Annotated in this window: 16 protein-coding genes; 5 read left to right on the top strand and 11 right to left on the bottom strand. The window is 60.1% G+C overall.

Annotated elements, in window-relative coordinates; translation table 11 throughout:
* The first annotated feature begins 149 nt into the window (after window positions 1-149).
* Window positions 150-1,742 (top strand): glutamate--cysteine ligase, encoded by a 1,593-nt coding sequence (gshA, locus tag MME58_RS00925; protein ID WP_055005612.1) that lies wholly within the window; start codon window positions 150-152, stop codon window positions 1,740-1,742.
* A 118-nt stretch (window positions 1,743-1,860) separates the two neighbouring features.
* Here gshA and argA read toward each other — a convergent pair whose 3' ends face one another.
* Both argA and argE read right to left on the bottom strand, forming a co-directional pair.
* Window positions 1,861-3,159 (bottom strand): amino-acid N-acetyltransferase, encoded by a 1,299-nt coding sequence (gene argA, locus MME58_RS00920; protein WP_054984717.1) that lies wholly within the window; start codon window positions 3,157-3,159, stop codon window positions 1,861-1,863.
* 126 nt (window positions 3,160-3,285) lie between these two features.
* The gene (gene argE, locus MME58_RS00915) at window positions 3,286-4,434 is read right to left on the bottom strand and encodes an acetylornithine deacetylase (protein ID WP_054984716.1); all 1,149 of its coding nucleotides are present in this window, start codon (window positions 4,432-4,434) and stop codon (window positions 3,286-3,288) included.
* Window positions 4,435-4,597: 163 nt separating this feature from the next.
* Between argE and MME58_RS00910 the strand changes: the two genes are divergently transcribed.
* The 3 genes from MME58_RS00910 to MME58_RS00900 all read left to right on the top strand — a co-directional run bounded on the left by MME58_RS00910 (window position 4,598) and on the right by MME58_RS00900 (window position 8,625).
* Window positions 4,598-5,965: a CYTH domain-containing protein gene (locus tag MME58_RS00910; protein ID WP_055005636.1), complete on the top strand. Its 1,368-nt coding sequence runs from the start codon at window positions 4,598-4,600 to the stop codon at window positions 5,963-5,965.
* A gap of 413 nt (window positions 5,966-6,378) precedes the next feature.
* Window positions 6,379-8,163: a type IV pilus assembly ATPase TfpB gene (gene tfpB / locus MME58_RS00905; protein ID WP_054984715.1), complete on the top strand. Its 1,785-nt coding sequence runs from the start codon at window positions 6,379-6,381 to the stop codon at window positions 8,161-8,163.
* A 141-nt stretch (window positions 8,164-8,304) separates the two neighbouring features.
* Entirely contained in the window at window positions 8,305-8,625 is a 321-nt protein-coding gene (locus MME58_RS00900; protein ID WP_054984714.1) for a DUF2388 domain-containing protein, read from the top strand.
* Between the two features lie 68 nt (window positions 8,626-8,693).
* On the opposite strand, the gene gcvH is transcribed toward MME58_RS00900, so the two are convergent.
* From gcvH to MME58_RS00875, 5 genes are all read right to left on the bottom strand, one after another.
* Window positions 8,694-9,080, bottom strand: a complete 387-nt coding sequence (gene gcvH / locus MME58_RS00895) for a glycine cleavage system protein GcvH (RefSeq protein ID WP_054984713.1) — start codon at window positions 9,078-9,080, stop codon at window positions 8,694-8,696.
* Between the two features lie 43 nt (window positions 9,081-9,123).
* On the bottom strand, window positions 9,124-10,206 hold the full coding sequence (gene gcvT / locus MME58_RS00890; RefSeq protein WP_055005613.1) for a glycine cleavage system aminomethyltransferase GcvT: 1,083 nt from the start codon (window positions 10,204-10,206) through the stop codon (window positions 9,124-9,126).
* Window positions 10,207-10,359: 153 nt separating this feature from the next.
* Window positions 10,360-11,976 (bottom strand): ABC transporter permease, encoded by a 1,617-nt coding sequence (locus MME58_RS00885; protein WP_055005614.1) that lies wholly within the window; start codon window positions 11,974-11,976, stop codon window positions 10,360-10,362.
* 253 nt (window positions 11,977-12,229) lie between these two features.
* The gene (locus MME58_RS00880) at window positions 12,230-13,231 is read right to left on the bottom strand and encodes an extracellular solute-binding protein (protein WP_054984735.1); all 1,002 of its coding nucleotides are present in this window, start codon (window positions 13,229-13,231) and stop codon (window positions 12,230-12,232) included.
* Window positions 13,232-13,347: 116 nt separating this feature from the next.
* Window positions 13,348-14,058 carry a Crp/Fnr family transcriptional regulator gene (locus MME58_RS00875; RefSeq protein WP_054984710.1) on the bottom strand — a complete coding sequence of 237 codons (711 nt, stop codon included), beginning with the start codon at window positions 14,056-14,058 and terminating at the stop codon, window positions 13,348-13,350.
* An 81-nt stretch (window positions 14,059-14,139) separates the two neighbouring features.
* Between MME58_RS00875 and MME58_RS00870 the strand changes: the two genes are divergently transcribed.
* Complete coding sequence (locus MME58_RS00870) at window positions 14,140-14,664, top strand: Mpo1 family 2-hydroxy fatty acid dioxygenase (protein WP_055005615.1); 525 nt, start codon at window positions 14,140-14,142, stop codon at window positions 14,662-14,664.
* A gap of 61 nt (window positions 14,665-14,725) precedes the next feature.
* Here the strand turns inward: MME58_RS00870 and MME58_RS00865 are convergent, their stop codons facing one another.
* The 4 genes from MME58_RS00865 to alr form a co-directional block, all read right to left on the bottom strand.
* On the bottom strand, window positions 14,726-16,657 hold the full coding sequence (locus MME58_RS00865; protein WP_055005616.1) for an acetyl-CoA hydrolase/transferase C-terminal domain-containing protein: 1,932 nt from the start codon (window positions 16,655-16,657) through the stop codon (window positions 14,726-14,728).
* 152 nt (window positions 16,658-16,809) lie between these two features.
* The gene (locus MME58_RS00860; protein ID WP_054984707.1) at window positions 16,810-17,133 is read right to left on the bottom strand and encodes a c-type cytochrome; all 324 of its coding nucleotides are present in this window, start codon (window positions 17,131-17,133) and stop codon (window positions 16,810-16,812) included.
* 23 nt (window positions 17,134-17,156) lie between these two features.
* A complete protein-coding gene (locus tag MME58_RS00855) occupies window positions 17,157-17,705 on the bottom strand; it encodes a cupin domain-containing protein (RefSeq protein WP_054984706.1) in 549 nt (182 codons plus the stop codon).
* Between the two features lie 125 nt (window positions 17,706-17,830).
* Window positions 17,831-18,904, bottom strand: a complete 1,074-nt coding sequence (gene alr, locus MME58_RS00850) for an alanine racemase (protein WP_055005617.1) — start codon at window positions 18,902-18,904, stop codon at window positions 17,831-17,833.
* Window positions 18,905-18,957: the final 53 nt, after the last annotated feature.

Genomic DNA, 18,957 nt, shown 5'->3' with positions numbered 1-18,957 from the left:
CGAGTCCATTTGGGTGGTACGACAAAGAGCAGTGATTGTGAACAGGCGCTACAGACCAGCCAGGCGACTACGCCAGTTCCTTTCTTCACCCTTGTAGACCGTCAAGTCCACCCCCATATCGGGGCGACCGATGCGTGAAGGATTACACCTTGAGCGAACTTTTAAACCGTCGTCTTGCATTGCTCGGCGAGCGTGACCACCTTTCTCTGCTGGAGCAGTGCCTGCACGGTATCGAGCGCGAGTGCCTGCGCGTTACTGCAACGGCAGAACTGGCACAGACGCCTCACCCGCAAGCTCTGGGTGCCGCACTGACCAATGGCCAGGTCACGACCGACTATTCCGAATCGTTGCTGGAGTTCATCACGCCAGCGCTGAAGAACCCGGCCGAGACCATCGACAGCCTGGACAAGATCCATCGCTTCGCCTACAGCAAGCTGGGAGACGAGTTGCTCTGGAGCCCGTCGATGCCATGCCCCTTGCCCGACGAGGAGCACATACCGATCGCTTATTACGGCACGTCGAACATCGGCAAGCTCAAATACGTGTACCGTAAAGGCCTGGCCCTGCGTTATGGCAAGACCATGCAGTGTATCGCTGGCATTCACTACAATTTCTCGCTGCCGGAAGATGCCTGGGCGCTGCTCAAGCAGACCGAGGACTTTGCGGGTGACGCACGTGACTACCAGTCGCATTCCTACATCGCGCTGATCCGTAATTTCCGCCGTTACAGCTGGCTGCTGATGTACCTGTTCGGTGCTTCACCGGCACTGGATGCGGGTTTCCTGCGTGGCCGCAAGCATCAGCTGGAACAACACTTCGATGCCGACACGTTGTACCTGCCTTATGCAACCAGTCTGCGCATGAGCGATCTGGGTTATCAGAGCGATGCCCAGGCCGATCTGACCCCTTGCTACAACGATCTGGTCAGCTACACAGACAGCCTGCGCAAGGCCGTGGCCACGCCTTACAAGCCCTACGTCGATGTCGGCACTCATGATCGTAATGGCGAGTGGGTGCAGCTCAACACCAACGTGCTGCAGATCGAAAACGAGTATTACTCCAACATCCGTCCCAAGCGCGTGACTTATAGCGGCGAACGCCCCATTCAGGCGCTGGTGGCCCGTGGCGTGCAGTACGTCGAAGTTCGTTGTCTGGACATCAACCCGTTCCTGCCTACCGGTATCAGCCTGGAGCAGTCGCGCTTTATCGATGCGTTCGTGCTGTACTGCGCGCTCGAGGAAAGCCAGCAGCTGGCCAGCCACGAGTGTTCCAGCGCGAGCTCGAACTTCCTGGCGGTGGTCAAGGAAGGGCGTCGTCCGGGCCTCAACCTTCAGCGTGACAACAGCCCTGTCGAGCTGAAAACCTGGGCAACCGAATTGCTGGAAAAAATCACTCCGATAGCCCGACTGCTCGATCAGGCGCAGGGTATCGATGAGCACATCAAGTCGATTGCCGTGCAACAGGCCAAGATCGACGATGCCTCCCTGACGCCTTCTGCCCAGGTGCTGGCCAGCATGAAAGCGCATAACGAGGGCTTTACGGCCTTCTCCCTGCGTCAGAGCCAAGTCCACGCCGAATACTTCCGAACCCATCCGCTGAGTGCCGAAGAGCAGACGCACTTCGAAGCCCTGGCCAAAACCTCCATCGAGGAACAGGCCGAGCTGGAAGCGACCGAGGAAGTAGTGGATTTCGACACATTCGTGGGTTCGTATCAGGCGAGCATTCTGTCGATCAGCAACTGATGCGCAGGTGACGCCGAGCGTCACGAACTGCACTCCCAAGCGAAGCGTGAAGCACGATCAATCGTGCGACGCTCCGCGTCGGCATACAGTTCTGAACGCTCTGCGTCCGCCGCAAGGCTTATATCGCCTTTTCGAAGATCTTCGAATTACGCTGGTAGTTGTACAGCGACGCGCGTGCGCTTGGCAGGCGGTCGACGCTGCTGGGCTCGAAACCCCGCTCGCGGAACCAGTGCGCAGTACGCGTAGTGAGAACGAACAAGGTCTTGATGCCCAGGGCTCTGGCGCGGTTTTCAATGCGCTCCAGCAACTCGTCGCCGCGCCCGCCGTGCCGGTATTCCGGGTTGACGGCCAGACACGCCAGCTCGCCTGACTCCGAATCGGCAATCGGGTACAACGCCGCGCAGGCAATGATCAGCCCTTCCCGCTCGACCACGCTGAACTGAGTGATCTCGCGCTCCAGCACTTCGCGCGAGCGACGCACCAGAATGCCCTGCTCTTCCAGCGGCGTGATCAGGTCCATCAAGCCGCCGACGTCCTCAATGGCCGCCTCGCGAACCAGTTCGAACTGCTCCTGTGCTACCAGCGTACCGCCACCGTCACGGGTAAACAGCTCGGTCAGCAGCGAGCCGTTCTCGGCATAGCTGACGATATGGCTGCGCGCGACACCGCCGCGACAGGCCTCGGCCGCTGCATCCAGCAGCTCCGCCTGATAGTTGCCACCCAGACGCTGCAAGTGCGCCGGCACCTGTTGCGGTCGCAGCTCGCGCACCAGTCGGCCCTGTTCGTCGAGCAAACCGGTCTCTGCACCGAACAGCAGCAGCTTGTCGGCAGCCAGATCGATGGCCGCACGCGTAGCGACGTCTTCGCAGGCCAGATTGAAAATCTCGCCGGTCGGTGAATAACCCAGCGGCGACAGCAGCACGATATGACGCTCGTCCAGCAAGCGATTGATACCTTTGCGGTCAACCCGACGTACTTCGCCGGTGTGCTGATAATCGACGCCCTCCAACACTCCGATAGGACGGGCAGTGACCACGTTGCCGCTGGTCACCCGCAACCGCGAGCCCTGCATGGGCGATGCGGCCATGTCCATCGACAGGCGCGCCTCGATCGAGATGCGCAGTTGGCCAACGGCATCGATCACGCACTCCAGGGTCTCGGTATCGGTGATACGCATGTCGCGATGAAAGCGCGGCGTGATACCGCGCTGAGCCAGACGACTTTCGATCTGCGGGCGGGAGCCGTGAACCAGCACCAGACGTACGCCCAGACTGTGCAGCAGCACGAGGTCATGGACGATATTGCCGAAGTTCGGGTGCGCAACGCCGTCGCCGGGCAGCATGACGACGAAGGTGCAATCGCGGTGAGCATTGATGTACGGAGACGCGTGGCGAAGCCAGTTGACGTATTCGGGCATGACAACAAGAGCCTGTAGAGAAAATGGACGAAGAAAAGAAGCACGCACAACGGTGTGGTGGTTATCGTCGGAACAGGCTTGGCAACACGCGCAATCTCCTTGTATTCACAGCTTGTAGAACCCGACTCATTGAGGCGTCAGGCAATAATGTTCGATCAGTTGGCGTAACAGACGCACTGTAGGGTCCAGACGTGACATTTCGAGGTATTCCCCCGGCTGATGCGCGCAGGCGATATCGCCCGGGCCGAGCACCAGCGTTTCACAGCCAAGGCGCTGAAGATAAGGCGCTTCGGTACCGAATGCTACTGCTGCGGCCGTATGACCGGTCAGGCGTTCAGCAACACGCACAAGTTCAGCGTCGGCGACCTGTTCGAAGGGCGCGCACTCCGGGAACAGCGGTGCGTAGTCGATCTGTACCTGATGCAGCTCGGCCAGCGGCTGCAGCTTCTGTCGAATGGCTGCCCGCAGCACCTCAGGGTCCATACCCGGCAGCGGGCGCAGGTCGAACTCCAGCGAGCACTGGCCACAAATCCGGTTCGGGTTGTCGCCGCCGTGAATACAGCCCAGGTTCAGGGTCGGTTGCGGCACCGTGAACTGTGGATTTCGATGCTGCGCCTGCCATTGCATACGCAGGCCCTTGAGTTCGCTGATCGCGTCATGCATGGCTTCGAGTGCGCTGTGGCCAAGGCTCGGGTCGGAGGAATGACCGCTGCGCCCGAGAATATCGATGCGTTCCATCATAACGCCCTTGTGCAGGCGGATCGGCTTGAGTCCGGTCGGCTCGCCGATCACCGCCGCACGACCCAGCGGACGTCCGGCCTCTGCCAACGCACGGGCACCGGCCATCGAGCTTTCCTCGTCACAGGTGGCGAGGATCAGCAACGGTTGCCTGAATGGCTGGTCCAGCAGGCCACGCACCGCTTCGATGATCAGGGCAAAAAAGCCTTTCATGTCGCAGCTGCCCAGGCCGACCCAGCGGCCATCGACTTCGGTCAGCTTCAAGGGATCGGTTTTCCACAACGCCTCGTCGAACGGCACGGTGTCGCTGTGACCCGCCAACACCAGACCGCCAGGGCCTGTGCCGTACGTTGCCAGCAGATTGAACTTGCCGGGGGAAACCTGCTGGATGTCGCAGGCAAAACCCAGGTCGCCGAGCCATCCGGCCAGCAGGTCGATGACAGGTCGGTTGGTCTGGTCCAGAGAAGGCTGAGTGCAGCTCACCGATGGCGCAGCGATCAAGGCGGCAAACTGGTCTTTCATGGACGGCAACGGCATGGACGCTTCCTGTAATCAAGACTAAACACGGCCCATCATAGGGCCATAGCAACCCAGGAATAAACCGTTTCGGGCCATGTCCTGTACACTGATGCCCTCAGCAGCCGTTCAGTCATGGGCTGCGCTCCCGTTTATCAGTATCAGCGTTTGGATTCCCCCGGCCATGCAAAAAGAAACAGAAATCAAACTCCGCGTCAGCCGCGAGACCCTCGCTGCACTGCGCGAACACCCGTTGCTCAAGAAGCGCAACAAGAGTGGCTGGGAGCGCCTTGAACTGTCGAACCAGTATTTCGATACCCCCGAGGGTGAGCTGGCACAGGCCAAAGTCGCCCTGCGCATCCGTCGCGACGGTGATCAGATCATCCAGACCATGAAGACGCGCGGACAGAGCGTTGCCGGTCTGTCCGAGCGTAATGAATACAACTGGGACCTCACCAAGACCAAACTGGACCTCAAAAAGCTCGAAGGCGATTGCTGGCCCGAACAACTGGCCGGGCTGGACAAACAAACCATCAAGCCGCTGTTCACCACGGATTTCATCCGTGAAAAAGCCGAAATTGCCTGGGGCCGTGGCAAAGCCAAAGTGGTGATCGAGGCCGCACTGGACCTGGGCCAGGTGGTGGCCGGCAAGCAGAAGGAAGAAATCTGCGAGCTGGAACTCGAGCTGCGCGAAGGCGATCCTGCCGCGCTGCTGGAACTGGCCGCCGAGCTGGCTGCGACCCTGCCGTTGATGCCGTGCGATATCAGCAAGGCTGAGCGTGGCTATCGCCTGCTCGACGCCAACAGTTATTCACTGAGCCTGCCTGCACCCGCCCTGAGTGCAGAAACTCCGCTGGATGACGCCTACTCCGCGCTGGCCTGGCACCTGCTGGGCAGCAGCCAGCGTCTGGCCGAACAATACCGTTTCAACGGCCACTGGCGTTTGCTGCAGGACTGGGTCGAGATGCTCGCCGAACTGCGCGCACTGACCAGCAGCCTTGGTCAGGCCGCGCCACGCGCCTCGACCGCACAGCTGCGCGCGTCACTGGATGCCCTGCTGGAAGACTGGCGTCCGCTGGTTCAGGCCGGTCTGGACGATGCCGATGTGCGCGGTGCCGCCCACGAGCAGTTTCTGGAAGAACTGCAGGACCCGCGCTGGGGCGAGTTCTCGTTGAACACCTCGCGCTGGTTGCTGGCGCGCAGCTGGACTGTGGAACGCAACACGCGCGGCAATCGCCAGGGCGCTGCGCTGTTGAGCAGCTGGCTGCCACGCCTGCTGGGCGAAGAGGCAACATCCCTGCAACTGAGCCGCTATCAGCAGCAGCCGGAAGATCTGGCCGAGCAACTGCCCCGTATCGAACGCATCCAGGCCTGGCTGCACTGGGCACGCGGCGCGCTGGACCTGCCAGAGCTGGACCGTCTGTACGGCGAGCTGCGCAAGCTGGAAGAACTGGCGCATCTGGACATCAGCGACGAAGTCCTTGATGCCCGCGTGCAACAGGCAATCACCGTCTTCCAGAGCCGCGCCTGGAAAACCCTGTTGCGCCTGTAAGGCCGGGTTCCTGACCCTACGCACGGCTCATCTCAAGGCGTAAGTTATAGAAGCCGACTTGGCTGACCGCGACTCTCGTTCCCACGCTCCAGCGTGGGAATGCCGCTCTGGACGCTCCGCGTCCGATCTTGAACGTGCGGTGCGGCGCAGATTTGTGACGCAGAGCGCCACGAAAGGCATGCCAACGCGGAGCATGGGCACGATAGTCCATTGGCTGGCCGCGACGTCTGCTCAGTGGAAGTCGAACAGACCGATGCGCTGAGTACCGTAAAACAGACAGCTGTCGCCCTGGCCACCGGCTGAAGCATTTTGTCTGCTCCGGCAATTCCCGGTCGCATAGAACGAGCAACGCTGTCACGCTTGGCGTCTACTCTTGTTCATCGCCCAATGACGAATTGCCTCAAGGAGCGCACATGGCAGCCCTGGCCCCCTCTTCACAGGACCGCTGGCTTGATCTGAATGACGTGTTGCGTGATCTGGTTGCCGAAGGCTATCTCGGCCAGGACGACGCAGAAACGGCCCTCACTCAACGTCGCAGTGCGGTGAACATCCAGTTGCACCCCCTCGAGTTTCTCGCTTCGCTGCAGTTCGACGATTTGAAGCGACCCGGCAAGAAGCTGGATCTGGAGACCCTGACGGCCTGGCTGGCAAAAGCCTCCGGCCAGCCCTACATGCGCATCGACCCGCTGAAGATCAACGTGGCAGCCGTCACGCCACTGATGTCTTATGCCTTTGCCCAGCGGCACAAGATTCTGGCTGTGGCGGTTGACCGCGAGTCGGTGACCATCGCCAGTGCCCAGCCGTATGTCCGCTCCTGGGAAGCCGACCTTGCGCATGTGCTCAAGCTGCAGATCAAACGCGTAGTCGCCAACCCGACAGACATCCAGCGCATGGCGATGGAGTTTTTCAGGCTGGCCAAGTCGGTCAGTGGTGCCAGCGCCTCTGAACAGAAAATGAGCAACATGGGCAACTTCGAACAGTTGCTCAAGCTGGGGGCCAGCGATCAGGAGCCCGACGCCAACGACGCGCATATCGTCAACATCGTCGACTGGCTGTTTCAATACGCGTTCCAGCAACGCGCCAGCGATATTCATATCGAGCCGCGCCGCGAACAGGGCACCGTGCGCTTCCGTATAGACGGAGTGCTGCACAACGTTTATCAGTTTCCGGCGCAGGTCATCATGGCCATTGTCAGCCGCCTGAAAAGCCTGGGGCGGATGAACGTCGCCGAAAAACGCAAACCACAGGACGGACGGGTCAAGACCACCACACCCGAGAATCGCGAAGTGGAGTTGCGCCTGTCGACCCTGCCAACGGCTTTCGGTGAGAAGATGGTGATGCGGATCTTCGACCCTGAGGTGCTGCTAAAGGATTTCGACCAGTTGGGCTTTTCCAGCGATGACCTGCGTCGCTGGCAGGAAATGACCCGTCAGCCCAATGGCATCATTCTGGTAACCGGGCCGACCGGCTCGGGCAAGACCACCACGCTGTACACCACCCTCAAGAAGCTGGCGACCTCGGAGGTCAATCTCTGCACGATCGAAGACCCCATCGAGATGGTCGAGCCCGCCTTCAACCAGATGCAGGTCCAGCACAACATCGAACTGAGCTTTGCCGCTGGCGTGCGCGCCTTGATGCGACAAGACCCGGATATCATCATGATCGGCGAAATTCGCGACCTGGAGACGGCAGAAATGGCGATTCAGGCGGCACTCACCGGTCACTTGGTGCTGTCAACGCTGCACACCAACGATGCGCCCAGCGCTATCAGCCGCCTGCTCGAACTGGGTGTGCCGCATTACCTGCTCAAGGCGACCATCCTTGGCGTCATGGCCCAGCGTCTGGTGCGGACCCTCTGTCCGCACTGCAAGGCACCGATCAACCTGAACGAAACCGACTGGCAGACACTGACCCGCCCCTGGCAGGCACCCGTGCCACCCGGCGCGCATCAGGCAGTCGGCTGTGTGGAGTGTCGCGACACCGGCTATCGGGGCAGGGCCGGGGTCTACGAGATCATGGTCATGTCAGACAACATCAAGGCCCTGATTTCTGCAGACCTGGACCTGACCGCCATGCGACGCCAGGCCTTCAAGGAGGGGACGCGCAGCTTGCGCCTGTCCGGTGCGCAGAAAGTCTCGGCAGGGCTGACTACACTTGAGGAAGTGCTGCGAGTGACACCGCAGAGCGAGCAACGCTGATCAGGGTTGAAAGGACTGATCCAGCCGCCTGCACATTATGGTGATCGAGCTAAACTGAACTACTTGGTACACCTTGATTGAACTAGTTCGTGGCTTTGGCTATCCAACCCCTCAGAACAACCACAGTTGGAGTAACTCATCATGCGTCTCAAGTTTGCTGTCGCCACCGTAGCCTTGCTTTCCATCCCAATGGGTTCAGCGATGGCTGACACCTTCTGGCGTAATGTGTTGTCCTCGGGTGCCACTACCGGTTCGACGTACCTGACCTTCAAGGATCACAAGTTGATCGTCGCGGCGCAGGACGATGCAGGCAGCTACGTCGCCAGCAACGGCGACATCCGTGGCCCGTTTCTGGAAGCCGCCATCGAACAGGTGCGCAAAGACAATCCTGGCCTGAAAGCCACGGACATGGAGCTGGCCAACGCGATTCTGGATAAAAATCTGGTCGCTGAAAACCAGTAAGTCTTGCTGGCAAATACTGCGCATAAAAAATGCCGCTCGATGAGCGGCATTTTTTGTCCAGCGATTGGTTATTCGCCGATCGCGCTCTTGTAACCTGCATCGTCCAGCAATTTGGCCAGATCGGCCTCAGCGTCGCTTGGCTTCAGCTTGAAGATCCAGGCGCTGTACGGCTCGCTGTTGAGCAACTCGGGCGAACCGCTCAGGTCTTCATTGACCTCGATCACCTCGCCCGCCACTGGCGAGTAGATGTCCGAGGCGGCCTTGACCGACTCGACAACACCGGCGGCATCAGCGGCAGCGAACACTTTACCGACTTCCGGCAGTTCTACGAACACCACATCACCGAGCGCTTCCTGTGCGTGGTCCGAGATGCCGACGGTCACGGTGCCATCTGCTTCAAGGCGTGCCCATTCATGACTTTCGGCGAAACGCAGCTCGGCGGTAATATTGCTCATTTAGTCATCCTCAACATCGGGTCAGCGGAAAACCCGCCATAGGTTAGATCAAGGTTTTGCCGTAGCGCACGAACGCTGGCTGTACCACCCGCACCGGATACCATTTACCGCGGATTTCGACCTCGGCCCGGTCAGCGGTAGCCATCGGAACGCGAGCCAGCGCAATGGATTTGCTCAGCGTAGGAGAGAAACTACCACTGGTGATCTCTCCTTCGCCAATTTCTGCGATGCGTACCACCTGATGTGCGCGTAAAACACCGCGCTCTTCAAGCACCAAACCGACGAGTTTGAAGGCACTTCCATCAGATCGCTCGCGCTCCAGCGCCTTGCGACCGATGAAATCACGTTCGGCAGGCTCCCAGGCAATGCTCCAGGCCATATTCGAGGCCAGTGGCGACACGTGTTCACCGATGTCCTGGCCATACAGGTTCATGCCCGCTTCCAGACGCAACGTGTCACGAGCGCCCAGGCCGATCGGCGAAATACCCGCGCCGACCAGCTCATTGAAAAAGCCCTGTGCCTCTTCGGCCGGCAGCATGATCTCCAGGCCGTCTTCGCCTGTATAGCCCGTCCGCGCAATAAACCAGTCGCCGTCATCAAGCCCTTCGAACGGCTTGAGCTGGTGGATCAGTTCAGCGCGGGCACTTGAAACCAGCTCGGCAATACGGGCTCTGGCCTTTGGTCCTTGAATCGCGAGCATCGCCATTTCGCTACGCTCGACCAGCTGTACATCGAAGTCGCCCAGTTGTGCCTGCATCCAGGCAAGGTCCTTGACGCCGGTCGCGGCGTTGACAACCAGCCGATAACCTTCGGGCGTGAGGTAGACGATCATGTCATCGATCACCCCGCCGCTCTCGTCCAGCATCGCGCTGTACAACGCCCGGCCCGGGGTTTTCAACTTGTCCACATCATTGGCCAGCAGGTAGCGCAGCCAGGCTTTGGCTTGCTGGCCAAGGACATCGATCACATTCATGTGAGAGACATCGAAGACCCCACAGTCGCGACGCACCTGATGGTGCTCCTCGACCTGCGATCCGTAATGCAACGGCATGTCCCAGCCACCAAAATCGACCATTTTCGCGCCAAGAACGAGGTGCAGGTCGAACAGGGGGGTACGCTGTCCCATGGGTTTCTCCTTCCGGGCGTGGCGAAGGTGCGGGCAGAAAAAATCGGCAAGCCCCCAATAAACCGGAGTTTGCAGCACGTTACAGCTGACCGAATAATCTGACAGACCGCACCAATTGCGGCGCATTGTAGCCGCAAGGTGAAGGACCCGCACCTAACCAATCTGACGGGCAGAGCGACGAATCAACCCAATGACGGGTAATAATCCTACAAGCACCAGCGACAAAGCTGGCAATGCCGCTCGTGCCCACTCGCCCTCGCTGGTCATTTCGAAGACGCGCACCGCCAGCGTATCCCAGCCAAACGGGCGCATCAGCAAGGTCGCCGGCATCTCTTTGAGTACATCGACGAACACCAGCAGCGCCGCGCTCAGGGCTCCCGGAATCAGCAGCGGCAGATACACGTTGAGAAACAACTTTGGCCCGCTGACGCCCAGACTGCGCGCAGCTTCAGGCAGTGATGGACGGATGCGCGACAGACTGTGCTCCAGCGGCCCGAAGGCGACGGCGATGAAACGTACGAGATAAGCCAGCAGCAGCGCCGAGAGGCTGCCCAGCAGCAACGGTTTGCCTGCACCACCCAGCCAGCCGGAAAGCGGAACCACCAGCTCACGGTCCAGATAACTGAACGCCAGCATGATCGAAACGGCCAGTACCGACCCCGGTAATGCATAGCCGAGGTTGGCGAGACTGACGCCGGAGCGGATTACAGGCGTGGGAGCCATGCGTCGGGCAAAAGCCAGAACCAGCGCCACGCTGACAGTGATCAACGCCGCCATGCCGCCCAGGTAGAGCGTGTGCAGAACCAGGCCAGTGTAGCGCTCATCAAGATCGAACCGGCCGCGCTGCCAGACCCAGACAATCAATTGCAGCACCGGCACCACGAAGGCACAGAGAAACACCAGCCCACACCACAGGCTGGCACCCCAGGCCTTGACGCCGCGCAGCGGGTAAAGCGCAGCGCCGCGCGGGCGCTCATTGGTCGGGCGGCTTGCACCCCGGGCACGACGTTCGCCATACAGCAGCACCAGCACGGCCAACAGCAGCAGGCTCGCCAGTTGCGCAGCGCTGGACAGGCTGAAGAAGCCGTACCAGGTCTTGTAGATTGCCGTGGTGAAGGTGTCGAAATTGAACACTGACACTGCACCGAAATCGGCCAGGGTTTCCATCAACGCCAGCGCCACGCCCGCTCCGATGGCAGGACGCGCCATGGGCAGCGCCACGCGCCAGAACGCCTGCAAGGGCGTGTTGCCCAGCACTCGCGCAGCTTCCATCAAGCCCTTGCCCTGCGCCAGAAACGCCGTGCGCGCCAACAGGTAGACGTAGGGATAGAAGACCAGCACCAGCACGATGATCACCCCACCGGTGGAGCGTACCCGAGGCAGGCGAAGACCGGAACCGAACCATTCGCGCATCAGGGTCTGTACCGGGCCGGAGAAATCCAGCAGCCCGACAAACACAAATGCCAGTACGTAGGCAGGGATCGCGAACGGCAGCATCAGCGCCCAGTCCAGCCAGCGACGCCCTGGAAACTCACACAGGCTGGTCAGCCAGGCCAGACTCACCCCCAGCAGCGTCACACCCACGCCGACACCCAGCACCAGAATCAACGTGTTACCCAGCAGACGGGACATCTGGGTTTCCAGCAGGTGTGCCCATATCTGTTGGTCAATGGTCTCCCACGACAGCAGCAGCACGCTTAGCGGCAACAACACCAGCGCAGCGATGGCGAAGACCAGCGGATACCAGCGACGTTGGACAGGATGGGCCAAGGGGGTTCTCGAAATGAGGGGGTTTAGGAGCGTGCGCACAGGTCTGCTTCTGATTCTGGCTGAAAGCCGTAGGAGCGGACTTGTCCGCGAAAAGGCCGGTACATTCTCAGAAAATGCACTATCTGAACTGACGGCTTCGCGGACAAGTCCGCTCCCACGCCCTTCGGGCAGAAGCCAGAAAGCCCTGTATTCCGGGCTCGTCAGGGCTTGTGTATACCGCTGAGCGTGGCGCGATAAAGCGGTGGGTATTAAATCAATTCCAGCCCGCGCGATCCATCATGCGGATCGCTTCTGCCTGACGCTTGCCTGCCACTTCGACCGGGATGGTGTCGGCCTTGAACTGCCCCCAGCTGGCCACTTCTTCTGACGGTGCCACTTTCGGGTTGGCCGGGAACTCCTGATTGACGCTGGAGAAGATTTTCTGCGCTTCGGGGCCGGTCATCCACTCAACGAGTGCCTTGGCCGCTTCAGGGTGCGGAGCATGCTTTGTCAGGCCGATACCCGACAGGTTTACATGGACGCCCCGATCCGCCTGATTGGGCCAGAACAGCTTCACCGCCAGATCCGGCTTCTCCTTGTGGAGACGACCGTAGTAGTAGGAATTGACGATCCCCACATCGCACTGCCCGGCATTGATCGCCTCAAGCACGGCGATGTCGTCGGAAAACACATCGGTGGACAGGTTGTTCACCCAGCCTTTCAGAATTTTCTCGGATGCATCGGCACCGTGGGTTTCGATCAGCGTGGCGGTCAGCGACTGGTTGTAGACCTTTTTCGCTGTACGCAGGCACAGGCGCCCTTCCCAGTTCTTGTCGGCCAGCGCCTCATACGTGGTCAGCTCGACGGGTTTTACCCGGTCAGTCGAATAGGCAATGGTTCGCGCACGAAGGCTCAGGCCGGTCCAGCCGTGAGTGGACGAGCGATACTGCGGGGGAATGTTGGCTTCGATCACCGGCGAGGTGAATGGCTGCAGGATGCCCATCTGTTCGGCTTGCCAGAGGTTGCCGGCGTCGACAGTCAGCAACAGGTCGGCGGTGGCATTCTCGCCTTCGGCCTTGATGCGTTGCATCAATGGCGCTTCCTTGTCGGTGATGAACTTGATCTTTACCCCGGTACTGGCCGTGTACGCATCGAACACCGGTTTGATCAGCTCGTCGATCCGGGACGAATACACCACCACTTCGTCAGCGGCCTGAGCAGCACTGCCCAGTAAAGTCAGCGTCATAGCCGCCAGAAGTCGCTTGCTTGCCTGCATCGGGTTATCTCGCGTTCGCAAATGAGGCGAAATGGTAGTGAATCCCATTTGCTATCTCAATCGAAGAGGCAGCAGAGCCGTTACCGGATGTTTCTGGACTTAATATACGCAGCTCATCAGCAAACCGCTCGGGCTCTGGAAAAGTTCGCAACCCTGCGCAACCGTTCCACATCAAACACTTCAAGTTGCAATTCCCCCAGGCGCACGATCTTGCGCTCATGCAGGTCCTGAAGCACTTCCAGCAAGGCCGGAGGCGACAGCGCCAGACGCTCCACGGCCTGAATGTCCTCCAGCACAATCAGACGACGCGCCTGACTCAGCGGGCCATAACCCTCACTCAGCATTAATAGACGCCACGCGACTCTCGCCCTGGGCGGCAGTCGGCGCATTTTCTCGGGGCTCTGCAAGGGCAAGCCGACTTTCTGGCTAAGTAATGCGGCAAACCAGCGCCAGTATTCCGGGTGCCTGTCGAGCAACTGGACAAGGAATTGCTGAGGGATCTGCAGAAAAATACTTTGCTCCAGCGAACAGACCTCAAAACGGCGAGCCAACCCGTCAAACAGCGAGACTTCGCCAAACCAGCAAGGTAATCGCGCCGGCTCTATAGACGAAAGCAGCCTCTGCTCCCGAGCACCACCGATACGCACGCAGCCCTCAAGCAACACATAAAGACCGCAGGGCAGATCACCCTTCTCGAACAGCGGCCTGCCGGGCGTCTTGCGCCTCTGGCGCGCGGCGTCCAGCAAGCTATCCTGCAAACCGGCCGGTAAATGGGAGAACCAGTGATCGGATAGCAATCGTGACCGCCACGCCGCTCCATTTGTCATTTTTGCTCCCTTTTATTCCAGGCACACGTGCTATACAACGATCTTAGCTCAAGCCGATCATCGTCTCAGGCAGGAATAATAATGAAAACCCTTGTCGATCATCTCAGCCAATATGCGGCCTATCACCGTGATTCGCGCAATATCGTGACGCACTTCGTGGGCATTCCCCTGATTGTGCTGGCTGTGGCGGTACTTCTGTCGCGTCCGGGCTGGACCATGGCCGGATTGTGGATTTCGCCTGCTGCATTGCTGGCCCTGGGCTCGACGATTTTCTACCTGCGTCTGGATCGCCCGCTGGGCGTGGTCATGGCAGTGCTGCTGGCACTGTGCATCTGGGCCGGGGCCAACCTTGCGCGACAGCCAACCATGGTCTGGCTGAGTGCCGGCGTCGGGCTTTTTGTGGTGGGCTGGATCATCCAGTTCGTGGGCCATTACTACGAAGGGCGCAAACCGGCATTTATCGATGACGTGACCGGCCTTATCATCGGCCCGCTGTTCGTGGTTGCCGAACTGGCGTTTCTGACAGGCCTGCGCAAACCGCTGCAACACGCCATCGAAGAGCGCTCCGGCCCGGTGGGGCGCAATACCCGCAGGGCTGCGCTCTAGGCGCGGTAGACCGATCGCCGGCAACGGATCGTCGTTGCCCGCGACCACTCGTTTCGGGGTTCTAGCCCGTCAGGCCGCTGGTGTTCTGCAGCCCGGCCAGCAATAGCCGTTGATACAACTCTTCACGCAAGCCCTGAGGCTGATCAAGCTGCATGCGTTGCAAGTGCTCCGGGAAAGCGTCAGGGTCCGGCGCGTCGAGGGTGGCTTTGCCCAGTTCGAGAATTTCGGTGAGTTTCAGTTTGCTTTTCAGCCAGTTCAACGCTCGCAACAAGTCGCGCTCTTCGGCTGTAAAGTCGCAACCCAGCGGGTATTCGGTAAACAGTGACGGATAGCGCGATGCCGTGTCCTTGAGGCGTTCCGGAGTGTTTTCTGTGAAGCGTGGATCAAGGCTGAAATCCCTGGGCAACTTTCCGGCCTTTTGTGCCTGCTCGATCAAGCCGGACTGGAACCGCGAGTCGGTGATGTTCAGGATGCGCTCAATTACCGTGGCGTCGGTCTGACCGCGCAGATCGGCGATGCCGTATTCGGTCACGACAATATCGCGAAGGTGCCGGGGGATCGTTGTGTGGCCATACTGCCAGACAATGTTGGAGCTGACCTCACCGCCCGATTCACGCCAGCTGCGCAGCATCAGGATCGAGCGAGCGCCCTCCAGCGCGTGGGCCTGCGCGACAAAGTTGTACTGGCCGCCCACACCGCTGAGCACTCGGCCATCTTCCAGTTGATCGGCCACGGCTGCGCCCATCAGGGTGACAGTGAAAGCACTGTTGATGAAGCGTGCATCGCGACGTTGCAGGCGCTTGAGTTCTTCCTGACCGTAAAGCTCGTTGATGTAGCTGATTGCGGTCATGTTGAACTGCGCCAGCCGCTCGCGGGGCAGCTCGCGCAATCGCTCATAGAAACTGCGCGGGCCAAGGAAGAATCCGCCGTGCACGACCACGCCATCGGGATGGGCGTCTTCATCCAGCGTGCCCATGTTGGCCAGACGTTGCAGCTCTGCGTCGGCATACACTTTGCGCCGCACGATCCCGGCATCGGCGAGTACCAGCAGGCCATTGACGAACATCTCGCTGCAACCGTAAAGGCCCGTGGCGAACGGCTGAACACCGCCTTCCCGATCGATCAGGGTCTGCCAGTTACTCATGTTCAACTCGGCCAGCAGACCGCGCCAGGTTTCGTTATCGGCCTGCCGGGCCAGCAGTGCGCCGGTCAGTGCATCCCCCATCGAGCCGATGCCTATCTGTAAGGTCCCGCCGTCACGCACCAGTGTGCTGGCGTGCAGACCGATCAAGTGGTCCTGATAGCCTACCGGCATGTTCGGGGTGGAAAACAATGTGCTGCACTCATCTGCGTCGATCAGCAGGTCAAAGGCCTCGACGTCCAGCTCAGAGTCACCCGGCATGTACGGCAGGTCGGCATGAACCTGGCCAAGCATTAGAATGGTTTCTCCGGCAGCGCGGCGCCTGGCGATCATGGGCAGCAGGTCGAGAGTCACGTCGGGGTTGCAACTCAGGCTCAACGTGCCCGGCCGCTGATCATCACGGGCCACCAGTTGCGCAACCAGGTTCAGACCGTTGGCGTTGATGTCGCGGGCGGCATGGCTGTAATTGCTGCTGACATAGTCTTGCTGGGCGGACTCACTGTTCAGCAGGCTGCCCGGCTGCATGAAGAATTGTTGCACGCGAACGTTGGGCGCAAGTTTGTCGCGCCGCAGCGCGGCCAGAAACTCCAGCTCGGGGTAATCACCGAACACCCGCTCCAGAAACGGTTCCAGAAACCGCGCCTGCAAACCCTCTCCCGGTGTTGGCCGCCCCAGTGTCAGCGCGGTATAGATCGTCAGCCGTCGCTCAGGCATCCGGCTGATGCGCTGGTACAGCGCGTTGACGAACCTGTTGGGCTTGCCAAGCCCGAGTGGCATGCCAAGGTGGATATGCTCGGGCAGTTGCGCCAGAACGTGATCGACAGCGTGCTCGATGGAACAGGAATACGGCATCCCAGCGCTCCTGAATTGTTATTAAGTGCAGGTTGGACCGATGACGGAGCGAAAGCGTTGCATGCTCGCCACGCCCATCGTTCAGGACCCTCTGCGTCCAGCATGAGGTGACGCGGAGCGTCACGAAATGCATTACCACGCAAGGGTGCACCTCACTTCAGCCCGGACATGCTCCGGATGGCGCTCTTCAATTCGTCGTCGGTGCAATCGCCGCAGGTGCCCTTCGGCGGCATGATGCCGAGGCCCTTGATGGTGCCGGCGAGCAATCCATCAAGACCGCCTTTTTGACGGGCCCGTTCTTCCCAGGCCGCTGTATCACCGATCTTCGGTGCGTTGAGCAGGCCGACGCTATGGCAGGCGACGCAATGGGCGGCAATGATGTCGTCGGAAGATCGCGCGCTGTCGGCTGCCTGAGCATCGAGCGCGCAGAACGTCAGAGCGCCCGCAAAGGTCAGAATCCTGCTGGTCAGTTTCACACGTCACTCTGCAAGGGGGCGGGTCAGAAGTTGGCAGGCGTTGCTGCACTGATCAATCGTGCAGCAACGTCGAACGGGTTGCGAAAGCGATGTGGCCGGGTGCTTTCGAAATAATAGCTGTCACCTGCTTCCAGCACGTACGTGTCGAGCCCGACCACCAGCTCAAGGCGCCCTTCAACGAGAATGCCGGTTTCTTCACCTTCGTGGACGAGCATTTCCTCACCGGTGTCGGCACCCGGCGGATAGGTTTCGGTAAGAAAGGCGATGGCGCGGCCCTGATGCGATTTGCCGACCAGCTTCATGGTCACTGCGCCGTCCGAGATATCTATCAGCTCGCTGGCCTTGTACACCACTTGAGCAGCGTTTTCCGGCACGGTTTCTTCCGAGAAGAACTCGACCATGGACATGGGAATACCGCCGAGCACCTTGCGCAGCGAGCTGATCGACGGGCTTACGCTGTTCTTTTCGATCATGGAGATGGTGCTGTTGGTCACGCCTGCGCGCTTGGCGAGTTCACGCTGGGAAAGGCCCTTGAGCTTGCGGATCGATTGCAGTCGTTCACCCACGTCCAATGCGATATTCCCCCGGTTTCTGTAAGGTCTAGTCGAGATGAACGCCATCATGGCAACAGCGTTCGATATTTACAACACTTCGACAGACACCAGACATACAGCGGCCTGGCAGACAGGGGGCTCAATCAGTCTTCGGAATAGATGCGCGGAACGCGCCGCAGATTGCAGAAGATTTCGTAGGGAATCGTTTCAGCCTGCAAGGCTACTTCACTGGCGAGCACCTGCCGGCCCCATAACTCGACACGGCTGCCAAGCCCGGCTTGCGGCACGCACGTCAGGTCGACACAAAGCATGTCCATGGACACGCGCCCGAGCAGCCGGGAGGGCTGGCCATCGATCTGCACCGGCGTGCCGGTCGGCGCATGACGCGGATAGCCATCGGCGTAACCCATGGCCACCACACCGATACGCAACGGCTGGTCACAAACGAATGTCGCGCCATAGCCCACGGCTTCACCGGCGGGCAATTCACGCACGCTGATGATCTTTGATTCCAGGATCATGACCGGTTGCAGGCGGTCTGCCAGCGGGTGTGGCTGGCCAAACGGCGTGGCGCCGTAAAGCATGATGCCGGGGCGCGACCAGTCACTCGGGATATGCGGCCAGCCCAGAACGGCCGGAGAGTTTTTCAGGCTGGTTTCTGCTGCCAGGCCTTTGCGAAAAGCCTCGAATACGGCGAACTGTTCATCACTGCATCCGCTGTTCAGCTCATCGGCGCGCGCGAAGTGGCTCATCAGAACGATTCGCGCCACCTTGCCGGTTGCCAGCAGCCGCTCATAGGCCGCCTGATACTGGTACGGATGCAGACCGACACGATGCATGCCCGTATCGAGTTTGAGCCAGACCGTAATCGGCTTGCCGAGGTGCGCCTGTTCGATGGCCTCCAGTTGCCAGGTCGAATGTACGACCGTCCAGAAGTCGTGCTCGACAATCAGAGCCAGCTCATCGGCTTCGAAAAAACCTTCGAGCAGCAGAACGGGTGCGCGGATGCCTGCCGCACGCAACTCGAGCGCTTCTTCGATGCAGGCCACTGCGAAGCCGTCGGCCTGCGCCTCCAGTGCCTGGGCAACACGTGTCGCACCGTGGCCATAGGCATCGGCCTTGATGACCGCGAGCGCCTTGCCACCGCAGTGCTCACGGGCCAGTTGGTAATTGTGACGCAGTGCCTGAAGATCGATAAGGGCGCGGGCTGGACGCATGATGACGTTTCTTGCCTGAAGGAGTGAAAAGGGTCGAAAAAGCCCGACGCCGG

The organism is Pseudomonas syringae pv. tagetis, from assembly GCF_022557255.1.
Classification (GTDB): Bacteria; Pseudomonadota; Gammaproteobacteria; order Pseudomonadales; family Pseudomonadaceae; genus Aquipseudomonas; species Aquipseudomonas caricapapayae.
Note: the sequence above shows the minus strand (reverse complement) of the source record. Positions and strands in the feature narration are given on the sequence as shown.

Excerpts from the sequence above, each read along its gene's own strand:
- argA (WP_054984717.1), bottom strand. The coding sequence starts at position 3,159 with ATGCCCGAATACGTCAACTGGCTTCGCCACGCGTCTCCGTACATCAAT.
- argE (WP_054984716.1), bottom strand. The coding sequence starts at position 4,434 with ATGCCGTTGCCGTCCATGAAAGACCAGTTTGCCGCCTTGATCGCTGCG.
- MME58_RS00910 (WP_055005636.1), top strand. The coding sequence starts at position 4,598 with ATGCAAAAAGAAACAGAAATCAAACTCCGCGTCAGCCGCGAGACCCTC.
- tfpB (WP_054984715.1), top strand. The coding sequence starts at position 6,379 with ATGGCAGCCCTGGCCCCCTCTTCACAGGACCGCTGGCTTGATCTGAAT.
- MME58_RS00900 (WP_054984714.1), top strand. The coding sequence starts at position 8,305 with ATGCGTCTCAAGTTTGCTGTCGCCACCGTAGCCTTGCTTTCCATCCCA.
- gcvH (WP_054984713.1), bottom strand. The coding sequence starts at position 9,080 with ATGAGCAATATTACCGCCGAGCTGCGTTTCGCCGAAAGTCATGAATGG.
- gcvT (WP_055005613.1), bottom strand. The coding sequence starts at position 10,206 with ATGGGACAGCGTACCCCCCTGTTCGACCTGCACCTCGTTCTTGGCGCG.
- MME58_RS00880 (WP_054984735.1), bottom strand. The coding sequence starts at position 13,231 with ATGCAGGCAAGCAAGCGACTTCTGGCGGCTATGACGCTGACTTTACTG.
- MME58_RS00875 (WP_054984710.1), bottom strand. The coding sequence starts at position 14,058 with ATGACAAATGGAGCGGCGTGGCGGTCACGATTGCTATCCGATCACTGG.
- MME58_RS00870 (WP_055005615.1), top strand. The coding sequence starts at position 14,140 with ATGAAAACCCTTGTCGATCATCTCAGCCAATATGCGGCCTATCACCGT.
- MME58_RS00865 (WP_055005616.1), bottom strand. The coding sequence starts at position 16,657 with ATGCCGTATTCCTGTTCCATCGAGCACGCTGTCGATCACGTTCTGGCG.
- alr (WP_055005617.1), bottom strand. The coding sequence starts at position 18,904 with ATGCGTCCAGCCCGCGCCCTTATCGATCTTCAGGCACTGCGTCACAAT.